The sequence below is a fragment of the Salinisphaera dokdonensis CL-ES53 genome (assembly GCF_040361215.1).
In the GTDB taxonomy this organism is placed as follows: Bacteria; Pseudomonadota; Gammaproteobacteria; order Nevskiales; family Salinisphaeraceae; genus Salinisphaera; species Salinisphaera dokdonensis.
This window is the reverse complement of record NZ_APND01000001.1, coordinates 42,081-58,419: the sequence shown is the minus strand read 5'-3', so window position 1 is coordinate 58,419 and position 16,339 is coordinate 42,081. Positions and strand designations below refer to the sequence as shown.

17 protein-coding genes are annotated in these 16,339 nt (G+C 64.6%); 12 read left to right on the top strand and 5 right to left on the bottom strand.

Annotation, left to right across the window (positions count from 1 at the left end; translation table 11 throughout):
* The first annotated feature begins 4 nt into the window (after positions 1-4).
* The 8 genes from pstA (at position 5) to SADO_RS00260 (ending at position 9,077) form a co-directional block, all read left to right on the top strand.
* Positions 5-1,174 carry a phosphate ABC transporter permease PstA gene (gene pstA, locus SADO_RS00295; protein ID WP_353108277.1) on the top strand — a complete coding sequence of 390 codons (1,170 nt, stop codon included), beginning with the start codon at positions 5-7 and terminating at the stop codon, positions 1,172-1,174.
* A gap of 113 nt (positions 1,175-1,287) precedes the next feature.
* Entirely contained in the window at positions 1,288-2,067 is a 780-nt protein-coding gene (gene pstB, locus SADO_RS00290) for a phosphate ABC transporter ATP-binding protein PstB (protein ID WP_353110035.1), read from the top strand.
* 10 nt (positions 2,068-2,077) lie between these two features.
* Entirely contained in the window at positions 2,078-2,818 is a 741-nt protein-coding gene (gene phoU / locus SADO_RS00285; protein WP_353108276.1) for a phosphate signaling complex protein PhoU, read from the top strand.
* A gap of 213 nt (positions 2,819-3,031) precedes the next feature.
* Positions 3,032-5,347, top strand: a complete 2,316-nt coding sequence (gene mrcB / locus SADO_RS00280; protein WP_353110033.1) for a penicillin-binding protein 1B — start codon at positions 3,032-3,034, stop codon at positions 5,345-5,347.
* Between the two features lie 5 nt (positions 5,348-5,352).
* Complete coding sequence (locus tag SADO_RS00275; protein WP_353108275.1) at positions 5,353-5,895, top strand: tetratricopeptide repeat protein; 543 nt, start codon at positions 5,353-5,355, stop codon at positions 5,893-5,895.
* Positions 5,892-7,799 carry a DNA repair helicase YoaA gene (gene yoaA / locus SADO_RS00270; RefSeq protein ID WP_353108274.1) on the top strand — a complete coding sequence of 636 codons (1,908 nt, stop codon included), beginning with the start codon at positions 5,892-5,894 and terminating at the stop codon, positions 7,797-7,799. The genes SADO_RS00275 and yoaA overlap by 4 nt, the downstream gene beginning before the upstream one ends.
* Complete coding sequence (gene tsaB, locus SADO_RS00265; RefSeq protein ID WP_353108273.1) at positions 7,796-8,500, top strand: tRNA (adenosine(37)-N6)-threonylcarbamoyltransferase complex dimerization subunit type 1 TsaB; 705 nt, start codon at positions 7,796-7,798, stop codon at positions 8,498-8,500. Before yoaA ends, tsaB begins: the two co-directional genes overlap by 4 nt.
* Before the next feature lie 49 nt (positions 8,501-8,549).
* Entirely contained in the window at positions 8,550-9,077 is a 528-nt protein-coding gene (locus SADO_RS00260) for a gamma carbonic anhydrase family protein (protein ID WP_353108272.1), read from the top strand.
* Here SADO_RS00260 and SADO_RS00255 read toward each other — a convergent pair.
* Positions 9,074-9,823, bottom strand: coding sequence for a class I SAM-dependent methyltransferase (locus tag SADO_RS00255; protein ID WP_353108271.1), 750 nt, complete (start codon positions 9,821-9,823; stop codon positions 9,074-9,076). The genes SADO_RS00260 and SADO_RS00255 overlap by 4 nt on opposite strands.
* 240 nt (positions 9,824-10,063) lie before the next feature.
* Between SADO_RS00255 and SADO_RS00250 the strand changes: the two genes are divergently transcribed.
* The gene (locus SADO_RS00250) at positions 10,064-11,014 is read left to right on the top strand and encodes a transaldolase (protein ID WP_353108270.1); all 951 of its coding nucleotides are present in this window, start codon (positions 10,064-10,066) and stop codon (positions 11,012-11,014) included.
* A gap of 17 nt (positions 11,015-11,031) precedes the next feature.
* Here SADO_RS00250 and SADO_RS00245 read toward each other — a convergent pair whose 3' ends face one another.
* Positions 11,032-11,292 carry a hypothetical protein gene (locus SADO_RS00245; RefSeq protein ID WP_353108269.1) on the bottom strand — a complete coding sequence of 87 codons (261 nt, stop codon included), beginning with the start codon at positions 11,290-11,292 and terminating at the stop codon, positions 11,032-11,034.
* A gap of 152 nt (positions 11,293-11,444) precedes the next feature.
* Here SADO_RS00245 and SADO_RS00240 point away from each other — a divergent pair, with 152 nt between their 5' ends.
* From SADO_RS00240 to SADO_RS00230, 3 genes are read left to right on the top strand one after another with little or no spacing between them, the layout of a single operon-like run.
* Positions 11,445-11,780, top strand: coding sequence for a type 1 pili tip component (locus SADO_RS00240; protein WP_353108268.1), 336 nt, complete (start codon positions 11,445-11,447; stop codon positions 11,778-11,780).
* A 4-nt stretch (positions 11,781-11,784) separates the two neighbouring features.
* Entirely contained in the window at positions 11,785-12,450 is a 666-nt protein-coding gene (locus tag SADO_RS00235; protein ID WP_353108266.1) for a CoA pyrophosphatase, read from the top strand.
* 19 nt (positions 12,451-12,469) lie between these two features.
* On the top strand, positions 12,470-13,219 hold the full coding sequence (locus SADO_RS00230) for a polyphosphate kinase 2 family protein (protein WP_353108265.1): 750 nt from the start codon (positions 12,470-12,472) through the stop codon (positions 13,217-13,219).
* A 4-nt stretch (positions 13,220-13,223) separates the two neighbouring features.
* Here SADO_RS00230 and SADO_RS00225 read toward each other — a convergent pair whose 3' ends face one another.
* Genes SADO_RS00225 through SADO_RS00215 form a run of 3 tightly spaced genes read right to left on the bottom strand, consistent with a single transcriptional unit; the run spans position 13,224 to position 16,288 of the window.
* On the bottom strand, positions 13,224-13,994 hold the full coding sequence (locus tag SADO_RS00225) for a slipin family protein (protein ID WP_353108264.1): 771 nt from the start codon (positions 13,992-13,994) through the stop codon (positions 13,224-13,226).
* 2 nt (positions 13,995-13,996) lie between these two features.
* Complete coding sequence (locus SADO_RS00220) at positions 13,997-15,463, bottom strand: NfeD family protein (protein WP_353108263.1); 1,467 nt, start codon at positions 15,461-15,463, stop codon at positions 13,997-13,999.
* 60 nt (positions 15,464-15,523) lie between these two features.
* Positions 15,524-16,288 (bottom strand): ParA family protein, encoded by a 765-nt coding sequence (locus SADO_RS00215; protein WP_353108261.1) that lies wholly within the window; start codon positions 16,286-16,288, stop codon positions 15,524-15,526.
* Between the last annotated feature and the right edge of the window lie 51 nt (positions 16,289-16,339).

The window sequence follows — 16,339 nt, the reverse complement described above, 5'->3', positions numbered from 1 at the left end:
CGACATGAGCCAAGGGATAAGCCTGACGCCTTCGCGCCAGCTCAAGAAGCGATATCGCGCCGAGCGGCGCTTCAAGGCCTACTGTGTCGGCGCGCTGCTGCTGGCCATGGCCTTCCTCGTACTGTTCTTCGCCGACATGATTCGCCAGGGCCACTCGGCGTTTGTGCAGACGCAGATCCGAGCCGAGGTCACCTATAACGAAGACACGGTCAAATTCACGAGTGAAGCGGTCGACGAAAGCATTGCGCCATTGGTGTCGCGAGCGTTCTTTCGTGCCATCCCGCGACGCGTGGAGAACAATCCGGATCTCATGGGCACGACCCAGAGCGTATGGCTGACCGCCAACGCAGACGTGGATCAGTACCGCAAGGGCTACACCGACCGTCTCGAACCGGAAATGCTGTCTGCACTCGAGCGGCTGACATCCGAGGGCAACGTTGGCTACGGCTTCAACAAGGGGCTGTTCTTCTCCGGCGACTCGAAGATCCCCTCGAATGCCGGGCTTTGGTCGGCGTTCGTAGGCACGTTCTACGTGATGCTGGTTGTGCTCGCGGTGAGTTTTCCGATCGGTGTCGCGACGGCGATCTACCTGGAAGAGTTCGCGCCGGACAATCGCTTTACTCAGGCCGTCGAGATCAACATCAACAATCTCGCGGCAGTGCCATCGATCCTGTTCGGTCTGCTGGGTCTGGCGATCTTCATCAACTTCTTCGGGGTCCCGCGTTCGTCTGCGCTGGCAGGCGGTCTGACGCTGTCGTTGATGACGCTGCCGGTGATCATCATCAGCACACGCGCCGCGCTGCGAGCCGTGCCGCAGAACATTCGCCAGGGCGCACAGGCCGTTGGTGCGTCGCGCTGGCAGGCGATTCGTGATCATGTGCTGCCGCTGTCGTTGCCCGGCATTCTCACCGGCACGATCATCGGCGTGGCCCAGGCCATGGGTGAAACCGCGCCGCTGCTGCTCATCGGCATGATTGCCTATATTCCGGACGCACCCACGAGCATGACCGAGGCGGCTACCGTCCTGCCGGCCCAGATCTTCACCTGGGCGGGCATGCCCGAACGGGCATACGTCAGTCTTACCGCCGCCGGCATTCTCGTGCTGCTGTCGTTGCTGATCACCCTGAACGCAACGGCCGTGATTCTGCGAAACCGTTTCGAGCGTCGCTGGTAGGCCCCGAGTGAACGTTAACGATTTGAAACATTTTCCCTTTTCCAGGGCGGAGATTTAGGATGCGTACTCGAGACTTGACCGGTGACACGACCCAGGTGGTGCGTGTGCCCACCATGGAGCGCCCGCGAGTGAACCAGAGCACGAAGATGAGCATTGGCGATCTGGCCGTCTGGTACGGCGAGAAGCAGGCGCTGCACGGCGTGTCGATGGACGTCTACGAGAACGAGGTCACCGCGCTGATCGGCCCGTCCGGCTGTGGCAAGTCCACGTTCCTGCGCTGCCTGAACCGCATGAACGATCTGGTGCCCGGCGTGCGTATCGAAGGCGAGGTCGTGCTCGACGAGCAGAACATCTACGCCCCCGAGGTCGACGTGGTCGAGCTGCGTTCGCATATCGGCATGGTGTTCCAGAAGCCGAATCCGTTCCCGAAGTCGATCTACGAGAACATCGCCTACGCGCCCAAGATTCTCGGTCAGATCCGAAAGCGCACGGATATGGACGATCTGGTCGAGCGCTCGCTTCGGCGTGCCGGCCTGTGGGAAGAGGTCAAGGACCGGCTGTCCTCGCCGGGTCTGTCGCTTTCGGGTGGCCAGCAGCAGCGTCTGTGCATCGCCCGCGCCATCGCGGTGAGCCCGTCGGTGCTGCTCATGGACGAGCCCTGCAGCGCGCTCGATCCGGTGGCCACGGCGACCGTCGAGCAGCTCATCGACGAACTTAAAGAGAATTACACCATCGTGATCGTCACGCATAACCTGCAGCAGGCAGCGCGCGTGGCCGGTTATACGGCGTTTTTCCATCTCGGCAATATCATCGAGTTCTCGGACACGGATTCGCTGTTCACGCATCCGCGAGAGAAGAAGACCGAGGACTACATCACCGGCCGTTACGGCTGAGGAAAGATTCATGGAAAAGGTAGGTCTGGAAAAGCACACCTCGAAGCAGTTCGACGCCGATCTCGAGGACGTGCGTGAGCTGGTGCTCGCCATGGGCGGCCTGGTCGAACAGCAGATCGCGGACGCCGTACGTGCACTGATCACGGGCGAGGGCGGCCTTGGTGAGGACGTCGTGCGCGGCGACCACGAGGTCAACCGCATGGAGCTGGAGATCGACGAGGAATGCACTCGCATCCTCGCGCGGCGTGCGCCGCAGGCGGGTGATCTGCGTCTGGTGATCGCGATTGCCAAGACGATCACCGATCTCGAGCGCATCGGCGACGAAGCCGAGAAGATCGGGCGCATGGCCACGCATCTGGCCAGCTACGATCGGCCCAAGAGCGCGTTCCGCCAGATCGAGATGCTCGGCCGTCATGTGCGCGAGATGCTGCGTGATGCCCTGGACGCCTTCGCGCGCCTGGATTCGGAGGCCGCGGTGCGGGTGGCCCAGGCTGACACCGAGGTCGATCGTGAATACGAGGGCGTGGTGCGCCAGTGCATCACGTACATGATGGAAGACCCGCGCACCATCCGGCATATGCTGGACGTGCTCTGGGCGGTGAAGGCGCTGGAACGCATCGGCGATCACTCGACCAACATCGGCGAGTACGTGGTGTATTTCGTCGAAGGCAAGGACGTGCGCCATATTGGCCTCGAAGCCATGGAAGAGGAAGTCTCCAAGGGATCGCGCCGGCGCCGCGAGGCCGACTGAGACGCTCTACAGCGCAGCCCGTACGCCGACAGAGCCGCCGCGTGAGGCAAAATCATGCGGCGGCTTTGATACTATCGGCGACCCTGTTTGGCGCGGATAGCTGACTTGGCCCAGAAAAAGCGATCGACGCGATCACCCCAACGTCGTACCAGCGCGAAGAAACGCGCAAACCAGCGGCCCGGTTTCTTCCGGCGCCTGCTGCCTTACGTTTTCATGCTCGGTTGCCTAGCGGCCGTGGCTGTTGCCGGGTACATGGTGTATCTCGATGGCGCTGTGCGCGCCCAGTTCGAGGGCACGCGCTGGACGTTGCCGGCCAAGGTGTATGCCAGCCCACTGGAGATATATACCGGGCTTGACCTGTCGCGCAGCGAGATTACCTCGCGGCTGGATCGACAGGGTTATCGTTCAAGCTCCAGCCTGTCGCGCGCGGGTACGTATCGCAGCAGCGGCGGGCGTCTGGATATCCATACCCGGCCGTTTTCCTTCTGGGACGGCGATCAGGCCGCGCGCCAGATCCGGCTCGGCTTCGACAACACGGGCGTCAGCTCGCTGGGCGCGATCGACGACAAGGGCGATATTGCGCTGATCCGCCTCGATCCGTTGATGATCGGCAGCATTTACCCCAAGCAGGGCGAGGACCGCATTCTGGTCAAGCTCGGCGATGTGCCGCCGATGCTGCCGGCAGGCCTGATCACGGTCGAGGATCGTGACTTCATGAACCACTGGGGCGTATCGCCCAAGTCGATCATGCGCGCGGCCTGGGCCAACATGCGCGCGGGTGGCGTAGTGCAGGGTGGCTCGACCATCACCCAGCAGCTGGTCAAGAACTTCTACCTCAACAACCAGCAGACCTTGGTGCGCAAGGCCAAGGAAGCGCTGATGGCGATCCTGCTGGACGCGCACTACTCGAAGCCTGAAATCCTCGAGGCGTATCTCAACGAGGTCTATCTCGGCCAGGACGGCGGGCGCGCGATCCACGGATTCGGCCTGGCGAGCTACTTCTACTTCCAGAAACCGCTCGAGGAACTGCAGCCGCAGGAAATCGCGCTGCTGGTGGCGATGGTCAAGGGGCCGAGCTATTACAGCCCGCGTCGTCATCCCGAGCGCGCCAAGCGCCGGCGTGACCTCGTGCTGGATATGTTTCATTCCGCCGGCTTCTTGGAAGAAGAAAGCTGGCGCGAGGCCAAGAAGGCCGGCCTCGGTGTCACCACACGGTCGGTGCGCAGTACGAGCCAGTACCCCGCATTCATCGACCTGGTACGCCGTCAGCTGCTGGGCCAGTACAAGGATGCGGACCTCACCGAAGAGGGCCTGCGGGTGTTCACCACCCTCGACCCGACCGTGCAGGCCGCCACCGAGGCCCGCGTATCCAAGGGGCTCGACCAGGTCGAAGCCGCTCGCGGTATCGAACGCGACAGTCTGCAGGCCTCGGCGGTGGTCACCAGCGTGGAGGGCGGGCGTATTCTCGCGCTCGTCGGTGGCCGCGATGCCGGTTTCGCCGGCTTCAACCGAGCGCTGGACGCACGCCGGCCGATCGGTTCGCTGATGAAGCCGGTGGTTTATCTGACCGCGCTTGCCGATCCGTCGAAGTACAACGTGATCACACCGCTGGACGACAGTGCGCTGTCCGTGAAGCTCGCCAATGGCGATACCTGGCGGCCGCAGAACTATTCCAAGCGGACCCACGGCAACGCCGTGCCGCTGCACTACGCGCTGACGCACAGCTACAACCTGGCCACTTCGCGGCTGGCGCTCGACGTGGGCATTCCCAACGTCATCGAGACCCTCAAGTCGCTCGGCTACAACGGGGATCCGCTGTCGGTGCCGTCGCTGGCGCTGGGGGCCGTGGACATGGCGCCGTTGCAGGTCGCACAGGTCTACAACACGCTGGCCGCAGGCGGTTATTACACGCCGCTGCTGGCTATTCGTGACGTGACCACGCGCGACGGCGAGCCGCTGAGCCGGTATCCGCTCAAGATCAAGCGGGCCGTCGACGAGGCGCCGGTCTATCTGACCAACTGGGTCATGCAACGGGTGGCCCGCTTCGGCACCGGTGCGTCGATGTACAACACGCTGCCCGACTCGCTGAATGTGGCGGGCAAGACCGGCACCACCGACGACCTGCGTGACAGTTGGTTTGCCGGTTTCTCGGCCAATCGTCTGGCCGTGGTCTGGGTCGGCCGCGACGACAACAAGCCGGCTCAGCTGACCGGCGCGACCGGCGCCTTGCAGGTCTGGTCGCGCATCATGGCTGACCTGGAGCCGCGCGGCATCATGAACGTGCCGCCCGAGGGCGTGGTGGAAATCCCGCTGCGCATGCGCTTCGATCCGGAGCGTGGCGGCGATTCCTATAACAGCAGCCGCGATTGCAGCCGTACCGCGCAGGTGCCGTTCGTGCGTGGCGAGGTGCCGGATGGGCTTTCGTCCTGCGATAGCGATATCATGCAGGAGAACCGCTATCGTCGCCGTCAGCCTCCGGAACAACGTGAGGAAGACGACGGTAATTGGCTGCAGAAACTGTTTGGATGAATACCATGCAACGACTCTTCGCCCTGGTCGCCGTACTGGTCCTGGCCGGTTGCGCGACCTCGCAACGCACGACGTTCCCGCCGCCCCAGACACCAGCGCCGCCGCAGTCGCCCGCGCCTGAACGTCCGGCTTCGAAGCCCGGAGATCAGGTCGGCACGCCTGCGCCGAAGACGATGCCCGCCCGCACCGCTCAGGAAGCCAGCAGTCCGGCCGTCCTGTCGCTCATGGGCCGTGCCGACACACTCGCGCGCAACGGCAATATGGACATGTCGGCGGCGACCCTGGAACGTGCGCTCGATCTCGAGCCCCGTAACCCGTTCATCTACCAGCGCCTGGCCAGCGTCAAGCTCGCCCAGGGCCAGACCGGCCAGGCCGAGGCCATGGCACGCAAGTCGAACAGCGTGGCCGGCAACAATCCGTTTGTACGCGCGGACAACTGGCAGCTGATTGCGGAAGCACGGCGTACTGGCGGCGACCGTAGTGGCGCCGATGAGGCGGTCGGGCGCGCCAGCGACTATCGCAGTGCCAGCCAGCAATTGATGCGATGAGCGCTGCGGCAGGCGCCGCGCTATTCGGTGACGATGCAGCGCTGGCCGCGGCACTGCCCGGCTATGCCGCGCGTGCCGGGCAGGCCGAGATGGCCGGGGCGGTCGCAAAAGCGATCGACGAGGGCGGGCGCCTGGTCGTGGAGGCCGGCACCGGCACCGGCAAGACGCTCGCATACCTGCTGCCCGCGCTCGCCTCGCGGCGCAAGATCATCGTGTCCACCGCCACGCGTTATCTTCAGAGTCAGCTCGACGACAAGGACGTGCCGCTGGCTCAGACCGTGCTCGGGCGCGACGTGCACGCCACGGTTCTCAAGGGCCGAGCCAATTATCTGTGCCTGCACCGTCTGAACCTCACCGAGGGCAGCGGCGATCTCTATCTCGCCCCCAAGGTCCGTGCTGTGCGCGAGTGGGCCGCGCGCACCACGACCGGCGACCTGGGCGAGTTCGGCGACCTCGGCAATGGCGACGCGCTATGGCCGCGGATCACCTCGACCACGGACAACTGCCTCGGCCAGGAATGTCCGCTGTTCGACCAGTGCTGGGTCGTCCACGCCCGCCGCGAGGCACAGGCCGCCGACCTGGTGATCGTCAATCACTACCTGTTGTTTGCGGATCTCACTCTGCGAGAATCCGGTTTCGGTGAGGTCCTGCCGGGCGCGGATGCGATCGTGCTCGACGAAGCCCATCGGCTGCCGGATATCGCCGGCCGTTTCTTCGGCCAGGCGTTGTCCGCGCGCCAGCTCAAGGACCTGGTGCGCGACGGGCTCGCTGAACTGGATACGCTCGGCGGCGACATGCCGGGGTTGAAGGCCAAGCTCAAGGATGTCGGCAACGCCGAGCGGCGTTTCGGCGACGCGCTGGGCGACGCCGCCGGTAGTCGCAGCTGGATGGAGATCGAGACGCCGGAGCGCCGCGCAGCGCGAGACGATCTGGATGCAACGCTTTCAGCCCTGAAAGCCGGCCTCGAACCCGTCGCCAGCCGCAGCGATCGACTCAAGGCGCTTACGCGCCGTGCCGGCGAGCTGGCGACAGCACTCACCAGTGTCAGCGCGATCGACGCCGATCGCATCAGCTGGCTGGAAAAACGCGGCAACAGCTGGATCTGGCACAGCACGCCGTTGGACGTCGCCACGCCGTTCTCGCGCGCCATCGAGGCCTATCCCGGTGCCTGGATCTTCACGTCAGCGACGCTGGCGGTAAAGAACGATCTCGACTATTTCTGTCGTCGCCTCGGCCTGGCGGGCGTCGAGCAGCAGGTGCTCGCCAGCCCATTCGACTACGAAAACAACGCCATGCTCTATGCGCCGCGCACCATGCCGGCGCCCAACACGCCGGACTTCGACGATGCGGTCGTGGTCCAGACGCTGGCACTGCTCGAATCCTCGGGTGGCGGCGCGTTCCTCCTTTGCACCAGCTATCGCGCGGTGGCGCGCTACGGCGAAGCGTTGCACGCCGCGGGCGTCGAAGTGCTCACGCAGGGCAGCGCCCCACGCGCGACGCTGCTGGCCGATTTCCGTGACGACGACAACGCCGTACTGGTGGCAACCAGCAGCTTCTGGGAAGGCGTGGACGTACGCGGCCAGGCGTTGCGGCTCGTGATCATCGACCGGTTGCCGTTCGCGTCGCCGGCCGACCCGGTACTGGCCGCGCGTTTTACAGCCATGAAGGAGGCCGGCGAAAACCCCTTCATGGACTATCAGTTGCCGCAGGCGATTATCACCCTCAAGCAGGGCGTGGGACGGCTGATTCGTGATGCCGAAGACCGCGGCCTGCTCGCGATCTGCGACCCGCGCCTGTTCACCGCGCGCTACGGCAGCGCGATTCGTGCCAGCCTGCCGCCCATGCCTATAACCCGCGAGCAGGCCGTCGCCTGTGAGTTTCTCGACGGCGTGGCGACCGCATGACGCGCACGACAGGCCTGAAAATACTCGCGCTGGATGCCTCGACCGAAGCGTTGTCGGTCGCGCTGATCGATACCGCTGCAGACCACGATTTCGAGCATTTCGAGATTGCCCCGCAGCAGCATGCCCGGCGCCTGTTGCCGCAAGCCCAGGAGCTTCTGGGCCGCGCGGAGCTGACGCTGGCCGACCTGGACGGCTTCGCCTTCGGTCGAGGGCCTGGGGCGTTCACGGGCCTTCGGATTGCCGCCGGGCTGGTACAGGGTCTGGCCGGCGGGGCGGGCAAGCCGGTAGTGCCGGTATCCACGCTCGCGGCGCTGGCCTCGCGTTGCCAGCTCGACCCGGCCATCGATCATGTGCGGGTCGTTCAGGACGCGCGGATGGGCGAGGTGTATACCGCTGACTTTCGCCGTGGCCCGGACGGCGCCCCCGAGCCGCTGGGGCCGGAGCGGGTGATCTGCCCCGAGGCGCTCGATACCGAGTTCGAAACCCGCGATTGCGTGCGTGCCGGCAATGGCTGGGCGGTGATGGCGACGGCGCGCGGTGTCGACGCCGACACACTCACGCCAGTCGAGCACTGGCCCCATGCGCTGGATATCGCACGACTGGCCGAGCCGGTACTCGCTCGGGGCGAGGCCGGCACGGCCGCCGAGGCGCTGCCGGTCTATGTCCGCGACGACGTCGCCCGAAAGCCCGGTGGGCGCTGAAGCGTCCCGCTAGAAAGCAACATGAATAATCAATAGAGGAGATCGCCCCATGCTCTATCGTCTGGACGATATCGAACCCAACACGCCCGAAGCCGGCCAGTTTTTCGTGGCCGATAACGCGACCGTGATCGGCCGTGTCACGCTCGAGCGGGATGCCAGCATCTGGTTCAATGCCGTGCTGCGCGGCGACCAGGAAGAGATCCGTATCGGCGAGGGCAGCAACGTGCAGGAAGGCTGCGTCATGCATACCGACCCGGGCTATCCGCTTACCGTCGGCGCAGGCTGCACGATCGGGCACCAGGCGATGCTGCACGGCTGCACCATCGGCGACAACAGCCTGATCGGTATCAAGGCCACCGTGCTCAACGGCGCGAAGATTGGCCGAAACTGCCTGATCGGCGCGGGCGCGCTGGTGCCCGAAGGCAAGGAAATCCCTGACAACAGCATGGTGATCGGCGTGCCGGGCCGCGTGAAGCGCGAACTCAGCGACGCAGACGCCGATAAACTGCGCCACGGCGCGGCGCACTACGTCGAGAACTACAAGCGCTTTCTGGCCGGGCTGAAGCCGATCAGCTAGACCCGATCGCGGACGAGGAAGATATCGAATCGGATCGCCTTGCCCTCGACCGAGCGATCCGGCGGCGCCAGCGGCTTGCTACGTGCGTGCTGCTTGACCACCACCTGCCGGCCCGCGCGGGCCAGGGCCAGGTCGAGCAGCTCGCCGACATCCGTATCGCCGCCGACCAGTTCCCCCAGCCAGGCTAGGGCCTTCTGTGGGCGCGCCTTACGGCGGGTGGATTCGAACATCGGGTCGATATAGATCACGTCGAAGCCCGGTTGCGCGCTTTGCTGCGCGAGCCAGTTGATGGCGTCGGCCCGAATATTGGCCGACCAGTTGGCAAGCCAGTGCGGTCGCACTTCGATCTGTGCAGCGCGTTCGCGCGCGTCTTCGACCAGGGCGAACAGTACCGGATGGCGCTCGAGCGTGGTGGCGGTGCAGCCGAGCGCCGCCAGCGTGGCGGCGTCGCGGCCCAGCCCGCAGGTGGTGTCGAGCACCGACGAGTCGGGATGGCGGCGCAGGCCGATGGCCTTGGCGAGCGGCGACTTGCGCCCGCCCGCGGCGCGCCGCTCCACATTGCCGTCGAGCAGGTCGAGACATAGTCCGTTGTCGTTTGGGCCGGCCTCGGCGTGGCGCAGCGTCAGGCCCGCGGTTTCGTATTGCAGATAGAAACCGTCGGCCGGTGGCCCCTGGATCAGCGGAAAATCGCTGAGCAAGGCGGGCGGCATTGCCGCTTTCGTCACGAGTGGGGGCAGGCTGGTCACGGTCCGAGTCAACGTCCGCGCGGGATCGTCAAAGACTGCCAGTCTTGGCAGACAGCACAGCGGATAACGAGATGGGTCGGCGAGCGGTTCACGGGGTCATCGGCGCAGGGCGCGTGCGGGCAAAGGCTGGCCCGGCATGATGCGCGCATGCATATTTATTGGCCAGCGTACGACCGTTTTCTTGGCCACCGCAGGCTCGCCTGCATTATAGTTGACGGTCTGTTCAGAAGAGATGACGACATGGCCGATACCGCCGCGCAAACGTTGCCGGACAACGCGCTGGAAGCACTGCGAGAACGCACCACCGTGGTGGCCGACAGCGGCGACTTCGAAACCATCCGCGCGTATCGCCCGACAGACGCGACGACCAACCCGAGCCTCGTGCTGCAGGCCGCCGGCGACGCCCGCTATCGTCATCTCGTCGACGAGGCGCTGGCGAGTACGCCGACCCGCGGCGTGACCCGCGTCGAGCGTCTGATGACGCTGTTTGGCCGCGAGCTGACTGGAGTCGTGTCGCGCTACGTTTCCACCGAGGTGGATGCGCGGCTGTCCTTCGATACCGACGCCACCGTCCGCAAGGCGCGCGCACTGATTGCCGACTACGACGCCCTCGGCGTGCCGGCCGACCGGATCCTGATCAAGATCGCCAGTACCTGGGCCGGTATCCGTGCCGCGAGTGTGCTGGAATCCGAAGGCATTGCCTGCAACATGACGCTGATCTTTTCGCTTGCGCAGGCGCAGGCCTGTTTCGAGGCGGGCGTGACACTGATCTCGCCGTTCGTAGGCCGTATCACCGACTGGTACAAGAAGGCCGAGGGTGTCGAGCACTACGCGCCGACCGAGGACCCGGGGGTGCTGAGCGTTCAGCGCATCAACGCCTACGCCAAGACCCACGGCTACCCGACCCAGGTCATGGCGGCGAGCTTTCGCAATCGCGATCAGATTCTCGCGCTTTCCGGTGCGGACCTGATGACCATCTCGCCGGCGCTGCTCGAGGAGCTGGCCGGCATGGACGCATCGCAGGCGCCGGGGATGTCGCAGCAGACATCGGAGATTCCGCGCGTATCACTGGATCGCGCGCGCTTCGACTGGGCGATGAACGCGGATGCGATGGCGACCGAGAAACTCGCCGAAGGTATTCGTAAGTTCGCAGACGATCAGGTGGCGCTGGAAGCGCAGATGGCGGGCTGATCGGCCCGCAGAGGCTCTTAGCCTTCGAGGTAGTCGAGGATCGACTGGTAGCCGCCCTCGGTCAGCAGGATGGCGTTGACGGTGGTTTCGTAGATACGGCCAGCACTGCGCAGCTGCTCGATTTCGCGGCTGTCCTGACTGCTGCTGAGGTAGTAGAAGTCACGACCTTCGTCGAAACTGTCCTTGAGCTGCTTGAACGCCAGAAAGGCTGTGCCTTTCTTGGCACCTTGCGCCTGATCGATTTCCATCAGGCTCCAGGTCTTTTCGGTCTTGGCCATGCGAGACTCTAAGCTTAAGTTGGCGCCAAGCTAGCAGGCGCCCCGGGAAGGGTCAACGACCGGTGCATGATCCCACAAGCGTTGTTTCGCGGGGCCCGAGTTTCGTAATCTATAGGCCCAGCGCGGCATTCACACAACCAGCAGGTACCCGGATGAAAGTTAACGAACTGGTCGCACAGTGGCAGGCGAACGCGGGCGAGACCCGAACCGACGAAAGCTATGAGATTCGACTGCCGCTCTATGATGCCGCCAAGGTGGCCGCGCTTTGCGACCTGTTTCCCGGACTGACCCAGGAACGCATCCTCACGGATCTTCTCGCCGCAGCGCTCGACGAGCTGACCAGTTCCTTTTCGTACGAGCCGGGCAGCGAAATCGCGGCCTACGACGAAGAGGGCGATCCGATGTACGCGGATGCCGGCCTGACGCCGCGCTTTCAGGCGCTCGCCAAGGAATACGCCGAGCAGCTCAAGGCAAAGCAGGGCGGCTAGCGCGTTGCCGCCTTCCGACACGTTGACGCCGGGCGACTGGCATGCCCGGCTGTGCCATGCGCTGCGCACGCCATTACCGGCAGGCTACGCCGCGCCCAGCGAGAATCGGCCCGCAAGCGAACACGGCATCGCGGCCCGCCGAGCCGGCGTGCTGATTCCTGTCGTTGGCGCTGACGAGCCTTACGTCTATTTCACCCAGCGCAGTGCAGCGCTGAGGCATCACCCGGGGCAGATCAGTTTTCCCGGCGGCAGCGTGGAAACGCACGATGCCGACGCACGCGCGGCCGCGCTGCGCGAGGCGCATGAGGAAATCGATCTGGACCCGACGCATGTCGAGATCCTCGGCGAGCTGCCGGAATACCGCACGGTGACCGGGTTCGTCGTGAGTCCCTTCGTGGGCTGGGTTAATCCGGCCGCCACGGTCGCGCCGGACGACGCCGAAGTGGCGCGCCTGTTCGCGGTACCGCTCGCGCATATTGTCGATGTCGACAATTTTCACCAGTACTGTATCGAGCGCAATGGCCGCAATTACGAGGTGCAGGCGATCGACTACGGCGACGACCATATCTGGGGGGCGACCGCCGGCATGCTGCTCGGGCTCGTGCAGCGCCTGGCGCATGCCGAGAATCGCCCGCTCAAGGCACCGCGCATGACCTGCAACGCGCGATAGCGCATGGGCCGGCGAGCATATGGGTGAGAAACGCAAGGCACGGCAGGAACTGGAAGCGCTGCAGGCCCAGCTTCAGCGATTGCAGCTGGCCTATGCGCGCCAGGGCCGCAGCGCTGTCATCGTGCTGGAAGGCTGGGATGCGGCGGGCAAAGGCGGTCTGATCCGTCGTATCGGCTGGGTACTCGACCCTCGTACGCTATCGGTCTGGCAGACAGGCGCGCCCGACGCGGTCGAACGCCGCGAGCACTGGCTGCAGCGTTTCTGGCGGCGTATACCGCCCGCCGGCGAAATCGCGATCTTCGATCGCAGTTGGTATGGCCGCGTGTTGGTCGAGCGGGTCGAGGGATTTGCGCCCGAATCCGCTTGGCAGCGCGCTTACGACGAGATCAATGCCTTCGAACAGACGCTCGTCGACGACGGCATTCGTCTTGTGAAGCTGTTTCTCGATATCGACAGCGCGACCCAGCTGGAGCGTTTCACCGAACGCTACGAGAACCCGGCCAAGCGCTGGAAGCTCACCGCCGAGGACATTCGTAATCGCGCCCGGTGGGAGGATTACGAAAAAGCCTATGCCGATATGTTCAAGCGTTGCTCGACCGCGGCAGCGCCTTGGCAGCGTATCGATGCCAACGACAAGCGCGCAGCGCGTGTGGCGGCGCTGCGCGAGGTCGTGGCCGTATTGGCGCAGGACGTAGATACGGCATTGCCCGCGCCGGACACGGAAGTCGATACTTTCATGGCGGCGTTATCGCGCCGCCGCGCCGACTAGAGCCTTAGCCGTCCTTGTCCTTGACCGTACGGGCCACGTCCATGAGCGGCTCGATCAGATCCATGGGCAGCGGGAACACGATGGTGGAATTGTTCTCGCCGGCGATATCCACGAGCGTCTGCAGATAGCGTAGTTGCAGCGCCTGCGGCTCGCGGGCGAGCTGCTCGGCCGCACCGCGCAGGTTTTCGGCGGCCTGCATCTCGCCCTCGGCGTTGATCACCTTGGCGCGCCGGGCACGCTCGGCCTCGGCCTGGCGGGCGATTGCACGGGTCATGCTTTCGTCCAGGTCGACCTGCTTGATCTCGACGTTGGCGACCTTGATGCCCCAAGCGTCGGTATGCCGATCCAGAATGGCCTGGATATCGATATTGAGCTTGTCGCGCTCGGCCAGCATGTCGTCGAGTTCGTGCTTGCCCAGCACGCTGCGCAGGGTGGTCTGGGCCAACTGGCTGACCGCATCGTAGAAATGCTCGACCTCGACGATCGCCTTGTCGGCATTAATTACGCGGAAGTACACCACCGCGTTCACGCGTACTGACACGTTGTCGCGCGAGATCACGTCCTGCGGCGGCACGTCCATGACCACGGTGCGCATATCCACCTTGACCATCTTCTGCAGGATCGGGATGACCAGGAACAGGCCGGGGCCCTTCACGCCGGTCATGCGACCCAGGGTGAACATCACGCCGCGCTCGTACTCGGGCAGGATCTTGATCGAGACGAACACCAGCAGGGCCAGTAGAACTACGATCACAAAGCCGAAATTGATCAACATCACTATCTCCGCGGGGATGGCCGGCTCGGCGCGGTGCCGCCGCCAGCAAATGAGTGGTCCGCCGGTCCGGCGGGGCGCACGAAAACCTTCAGGCCTTCGGCGGCGGTGACCACGAGCTTGTCGTCGCAGGCGACAGGCGTAGCGCTCTCGGCCAACCAGGATTCGCCGTGCAGCAGCACGCGGCCTTCGGTTTCGAAGTCGGAGAGAGCCACGCAGCGCTCGCCGATCAGGCCGGCATGGCCGGTCTGTACCGTTTCGCGCCGAGAACGCAGGAACAGGTAGATGATGAGAAACAGCAGCAGCGCGCTGGCCACCGCGATACCGCCGATCAGGCCCATCGGGATTTCGAAGCCCGGCACGTCGGTATCCATGAGCATGATCGAGCCGAATACGAATGCAGTAACGCCGCCAAGGCCGAGGATACCGAAGCTGGGCGCGAACATCTCGGCAATCATCAGGCCTGCGCCGAGTGCGATCAGCGCCAGCCCCGCGTAATTGACCGGCAGCAGCTGAAAGGCGAAAAGCGCGCAGACGAGGCTGATGGCGCCCACTACCCCGGGTACCGCCGCGCCCGGATTAAGGCCTTCCAGGATCAGCCCGTAGATACCGATCATGAACAGCAGATAGGCGATCGTCGGGTTGGTGATGATCGACAACAGCTCGGTCTGCCAGCCGGGTTCGCGCGCTTCCAAGTTGGCGTTCGCAGTCACGAGCTGCTGGATGCCGGCCGTCGTCTCCACGCTGCGGCCGTCGATGGCGGCCAGCAGTTCTGACGTGTTGGCCGCGACCAGGTCGATCACGTTGGTGTCGAGCGCGGCTTGTGCAGACAGACTCTCGCCTTCACGCACCGCCTGCTCGGCCCAGTCTGCGTTACGTCCGCGCTGTTCGGCGAGACCACGAATATAGGCGACCGCGTCGTTCACCACCTTGCGGCGCTTGGCGGTGGCATCGTCGGCGGTGGCGGGCTGCGACTCCGACGTGTCGCCATCGCTGGCCGCGTCATCGTCGCTTTGGTCGTCCGCCGGCGCAGGTTCTCCGCCGCCCATGCCGCCGCCGAGTGAAACCGGCGTGGCCGCGCCTATGTTGGTAGCCGGCGCCATCGCTGCAATATGCGTGGCATAGAGGAGGTAGGTGCCAGCGCTCGCGGCGCGCGCGCCGCCGGGTGCGACATAACCGACTATCGGCACAGGGGAGGCGAGGATCGCTTGCACGATCTCGCGCATGGCGCCGTCCAGACCGCCCGGGGTGTCCAGTCGCAGAATCACGAGCGGCGCGTTCGATTCGGCGGCGGATTCGATCTCCGCCTGAACAAACCGACTGGTAGCCGGCCCGATCGCGCCGTTGATTGCGATCTCGCGTACGGACGTGTTTGTGTTCCCATCGCTTGACTGTGCGGCGACAAGCCCGCTGCCCGCGAGGATTGCGGCCAGCGCCAGCCCGATCAGCAATGCGCGGATGCGATACACCATTCGAGAACTACGCAGCGATCACCGCAGGCGATGCTCGCCGCGGCCGTCTGCGATGTGGAATCAGACGAGCTGTTCATAAAGCGCGACCAGCTGCTGGGTGATCTTGTGGGTAGGCGCATAGTGAATCAGCGGGATCGAGGCGTCGTGCGATTCACGCACCTTCACCGATGAGGTGATACGGGTTTCGATCAGCGGATGTCCTTCCGCGCTCAGTTCCTCGAGCATGCGCGCAGGCAGCTTCGCCCGCGCCTGGAACTGGTTCACGACAATGCCGTCGATGACCAGATCCGGATTGTGGTCGTCCTGAATCTCGTGGATGTTGTCGAACAGTGAATAGAGCGCCTGGCGGGCGAAATCGTCACAATCGAAGGGGATCAGGCAGCGATCGGCGGCGATCAGGGCCGACTGCGAGTAGAAGTTCAGTGCCGGCGGTGTGTCGATGAAAACCGAGTCGTAGCCTTCCAGACGCTCGAGCGATTGCTTGAGCTTGTAGATCTTGTGTTTGGCTTCCAGCTTCACGCGCAGTTCTTCGAGATCCGGATGCGCAGCCATCACCGACAGATTCTCGAACGGCGAGGGCGTGATGAAGTCTTCAAGCCCGCCGCTGCGCCGGCTGCGTGACAGCGTGGCCTCGAAAAAGTCCGCACTGCCGGCGTCGGCCTGGCGATCCTCGGACGACAGCAGGTACTGGCTCGCGTTACACTGGGCGTCCAGGTCGATGACGAGCGTGCGCTTGCCGCGTGCCGCGGCGATCGCGGCCAGATTACAGAGCAGAGTGGTCTTGCCGACCCCGCCTTTCTGATTGAACACAACGCGACGCGTCATCGGGCAACTCCTTGGGGAAACGATTGTTGTTGTATTGGGGCCACGGCACCG

Bases quoted from the DNA above. Each gene is read 5' to 3' on its own strand.
- pstA (WP_353108277.1), top strand. From the start codon at position 5: ATGAGCCAAGGGATAAGCCTGACGCCTTCGCGCCAGCTCAAGAAGCGA.
- pstB (WP_353110035.1), top strand. From the start codon at position 1,288: ATGGAGCGCCCGCGAGTGAACCAGAGCACGAAGATGAGCATTGGCGAT.
- phoU (WP_353108276.1), top strand. From the start codon at position 2,078: ATGGAAAAGGTAGGTCTGGAAAAGCACACCTCGAAGCAGTTCGACGCC.
- mrcB (WP_353110033.1), top strand. From the start codon at position 3,032: ATGCTCGGTTGCCTAGCGGCCGTGGCTGTTGCCGGGTACATGGTGTAT.
- SADO_RS00275 (WP_353108275.1), top strand. From the start codon at position 5,353: ATGCAACGACTCTTCGCCCTGGTCGCCGTACTGGTCCTGGCCGGTTGC.
- yoaA (WP_353108274.1), top strand. From the start codon at position 5,892: ATGAGCGCTGCGGCAGGCGCCGCGCTATTCGGTGACGATGCAGCGCTG.
- tsaB (WP_353108273.1), top strand. From the start codon at position 7,796: ATGACGCGCACGACAGGCCTGAAAATACTCGCGCTGGATGCCTCGACC.
- SADO_RS00260 (WP_353108272.1), top strand. From the start codon at position 8,550: ATGCTCTATCGTCTGGACGATATCGAACCCAACACGCCCGAAGCCGGC.
- SADO_RS00250 (WP_353108270.1), top strand. From the start codon at position 10,064: ATGGCCGATACCGCCGCGCAAACGTTGCCGGACAACGCGCTGGAAGCA.
- SADO_RS00245 (WP_353108269.1), bottom strand. From the start codon at position 11,292: ATGGCCAAGACCGAAAAGACCTGGAGCCTGATGGAAATCGATCAGGCG.
- SADO_RS00240 (WP_353108268.1), top strand. From the start codon at position 11,445: ATGAAAGTTAACGAACTGGTCGCACAGTGGCAGGCGAACGCGGGCGAG.
- SADO_RS00230 (WP_353108265.1), top strand. From the start codon at position 12,470: ATGGGTGAGAAACGCAAGGCACGGCAGGAACTGGAAGCGCTGCAGGCC.
- SADO_RS00225 (WP_353108264.1), bottom strand. From the start codon at position 13,994: ATGTTGATCAATTTCGGCTTTGTGATCGTAGTTCTACTGGCCCTGCTG.
- SADO_RS00220 (WP_353108263.1), bottom strand. From the start codon at position 15,463: ATGGTGTATCGCATCCGCGCATTGCTGATCGGGCTGGCGCTGGCCGCA.
- SADO_RS00215 (WP_353108261.1), bottom strand. From the start codon at position 16,288: ATGACGCGTCGCGTTGTGTTCAATCAGAAAGGCGGGGTCGGCAAGACC.